Annotated in this window: 1 protein-coding gene; it reads left to right on the top strand. The window is 35.3% G+C overall.

Annotation, left to right across the window (positions count from 1 at the left end):
* Positions 1-1721: 1721 nt before the first annotated feature.
* Positions 1722-3006 (top strand): DUF4912 domain-containing protein (locus F6K40_RS16010; protein WP_293137483.1); only part of this gene is annotated, 1285 nt, incomplete at its 3' end.

The raw sequence follows: 3006 nt of genomic DNA, 5'->3' as shown, positions 1-3006 counted from the left end.
AAAAATTTTACGCTCATTTCTCTTAGACCATAGTATTGGATACTTATCAAGCAAGATTTGTCAGAATTTTTTGTCTTTCTTCAAAAGAAGAAGAAGTCTACTACATTAAATAGTTTCAAATTTTTAAAACCTCGCTCTATCTGGCTATTATTTCTACTAATATCAAAAAATTGAGCTTAAATACTCAACACTCTCTCCGAGGAGAAATGCGAGAAAAAATTTAGAGCGAGCGCTATCTTTTAACTTCTAATGAGTTGAATATTATTAACTTAATTCTTTGCCGAGAAGAGAAAGACTGATTAATTTAGATGGAATCATAAACTTCTTGGATATGTGAAGAAAATCTTCTCAAATTATGCCATTTTTTTTGTTTCCTAATCACTAGGCCAAAAATTTTACGCTCATTTCTCTTAGACCATAGTATTGCATACTTATAAAGCAAGATTTATCAGAATTTTTTGTCTTTCCACAAACAATATAATTTATTTGAAGCAAGTCTCAGACAAAATTGACAGGAGCTTAGACTTATTAATTGTTTAATTTACCTGTGGAATTATTCGATTTTTCATCGGCTTTGATCGACAAAATTATACATCATCTTTACGGCATTATCCAAAGTGGTTAGTAGCAATATATTCTGCTGAAGTTAGTAGCAATATTTGCCTGTAACGAGCTTCACTTTTTGACCTCCTAGGAATTCCTTTAATTTCTACTATTTTACCGAAAAATTTTGCTTTAAAACCTCCCGTTGGATAGGGGATAATAAATAAAAAATTTTATTATTAGTCAATCCTCTTATTTTCAAGGAGAGGTAATTATTAATTATTAATTATTCATTATTCATTCCAGCTTCATTAGGCAATATTTTGAGATTTTTCTACACCATCGGTGTCAAATAAATTCAAAACTAAAAATTATTAATTCGCTCATTATAACCTCTGCCTAAAGCTCAGAGGCTTGAAATAAGGAAAATATTTTTGATTTTTTCACTCTTTGAAGAACCAAGCTTAAATCCTTAATTAAACAATTATTGAAATTCACTTAGAATCAAAATTTTTGAACGCGTGAATGCGTGAATTTTGAATTCAAAAAATGGTCATCTACGCGCGCGATTTTTTTTTAATGGGCGATAAGAAATTTTCCCTAAGTTATCTATATTTTATGTTTGCTAAAATCCCAAACTTTTGTATTTCACCAATTTCGATCAACCCTACATCTATTATTTAGGTATATTCTCTTTTTTTGTTCTCTACCTTCCAGTAAACATTAAATTAATTTTGCTTATATATTTAATTAATTTTGAGTTTTTTTAACTTTAGTATTAGTAACTTTGAATAAAACTATAAAGTAATTTTATTAACTAATTTTATCGAATTTATCATCAATTAACTAAAGTTAAGAAACCATAACATTAGAAATCTAGAATTGCCTATGAAGTGGCATATATACCTATAATCCTTGAGTGATTACCCTTGACCAAATCTGAAATTTTCTGCAAGATATAGACTTATAAGGCGATCCCCACGATCCCAAAAAAATGCTGTTCTTATAGTTTCTATACCTCTAGAAACTCCTAAGAATTCTCAAGCATTTACCTAACTAATTAATTAGTTTGAGTAACAAAACAAGTTCTCAAAAGAAACAAGGAATTACCTGTAATTACTTCCTAAGATTTTGGGAAACAGAATAGAAAACACTAAAAAAATCAAAAAATATACACAATGGTTCAAGAACGTCCACCCCTAGAAGAGATGACTTTACGACAACTACGCAAAGTCGCCAGTGAACTAGGTATCTCTCGTTACAGCAGAATGCGTAAAGCACAACTTCTCGCAGCAGTTATCGAAGCTCAAGGTATCAAGAATCTCTCATCTGCTCCACTTTCAAAATTAGAAGTACAAGAAGAAGTAGAAGCAAAAAAGTTTGAATTAGGCCAAGAAGACAATATTGATGATTTTCTTTCTTCAATTGATGAAGGTTTAACTGATTTACCCAATGGGTATAGTAAAAGTCGAATAGTATTAATGCCAAGGGACCCAGAGTGGGCATACACCTACTGGGATATTCCGAATGAACTAAAAGAAGAGCTACGTCGTCAAGGAGGCCAGCAGTTAGCTCTGCGTACATATGATGTCACGGACATCAACTTGGACTATCAAAGTCCTCATAGCATTCAGGAATATCCTTGTGATGAATTAGCTCGTGAATGGTACATACCTATTCCAGTAAGCGATCGTAACTATACTGTAGAAATAGGGTATCGGTGTGCTGATGGTCGCTGGTTAGTTTTAGCTCGTTCTGAGCGAGTACATATTCCCCCAGTTTATCCCTCAGATTGGATTGACGACCAATTCATCACAGTTAGTTGGGATGAAGATTTGCGTGGCAAAACCTTTATGGAACTTGTTCCTGCCAGTCGCCAAATTACTTTTCACGATAATCCCGATGATATTTATGAAGAAATGTTTGGCATATCTGAGTCTGAGGAGCAACGGGTTTCTGGTTCTATGTTTGGTTCTCTTCAAATGGTTCCAGGTTCAGGCCAGATGATTGAAGAAGGAGTAAGCTCTTATGCTATGGCATCAGGTGTAGGGATGTGGGCATCTGGTAGTAATGTTTCTGGCGCAACTCAAACCATGTCAGGAGTAGGTTTAACTGCTTCCGGTGTAGGTTTAACTGCTTCCGGTGCAGGTTTAACTGCTTCCGGTGCAGGTTTAACTGCTTCCGGTGTAGGTTTAACTGCTTCCGGTGTAGGTTTAACTGCTTCCGGTGTAGGTCAAACCATGTCCGGAGTAGGTTTAACTGCTTCCGGTGTAGGTCAAACCATGTCAGGAGTAGGTTTAACTGCTTCAGGTGTAGGTCAAACCATGTCAGGAGTAGGTTTAACTGCTTCCGGGGTAGGTCAAACTATGTCTGGTGTAGGTTTAACTGCTTCCGGGGTAGGTCAAACCATGTCCGGAGTTGGCATGGGAATGTCTGGTGTCGGTTTAACTGCTTCCGGGGTAG

The organism is Okeania sp. SIO3I5, assembly GCF_010672085.1.
Lineage (GTDB): Bacteria > Cyanobacteriota > Cyanobacteriia > Cyanobacteriales > Microcoleaceae > Trichodesmium.
Note: the sequence above shows the minus strand (reverse complement) of the source record. Positions and strands in the feature narration are given on the sequence as shown.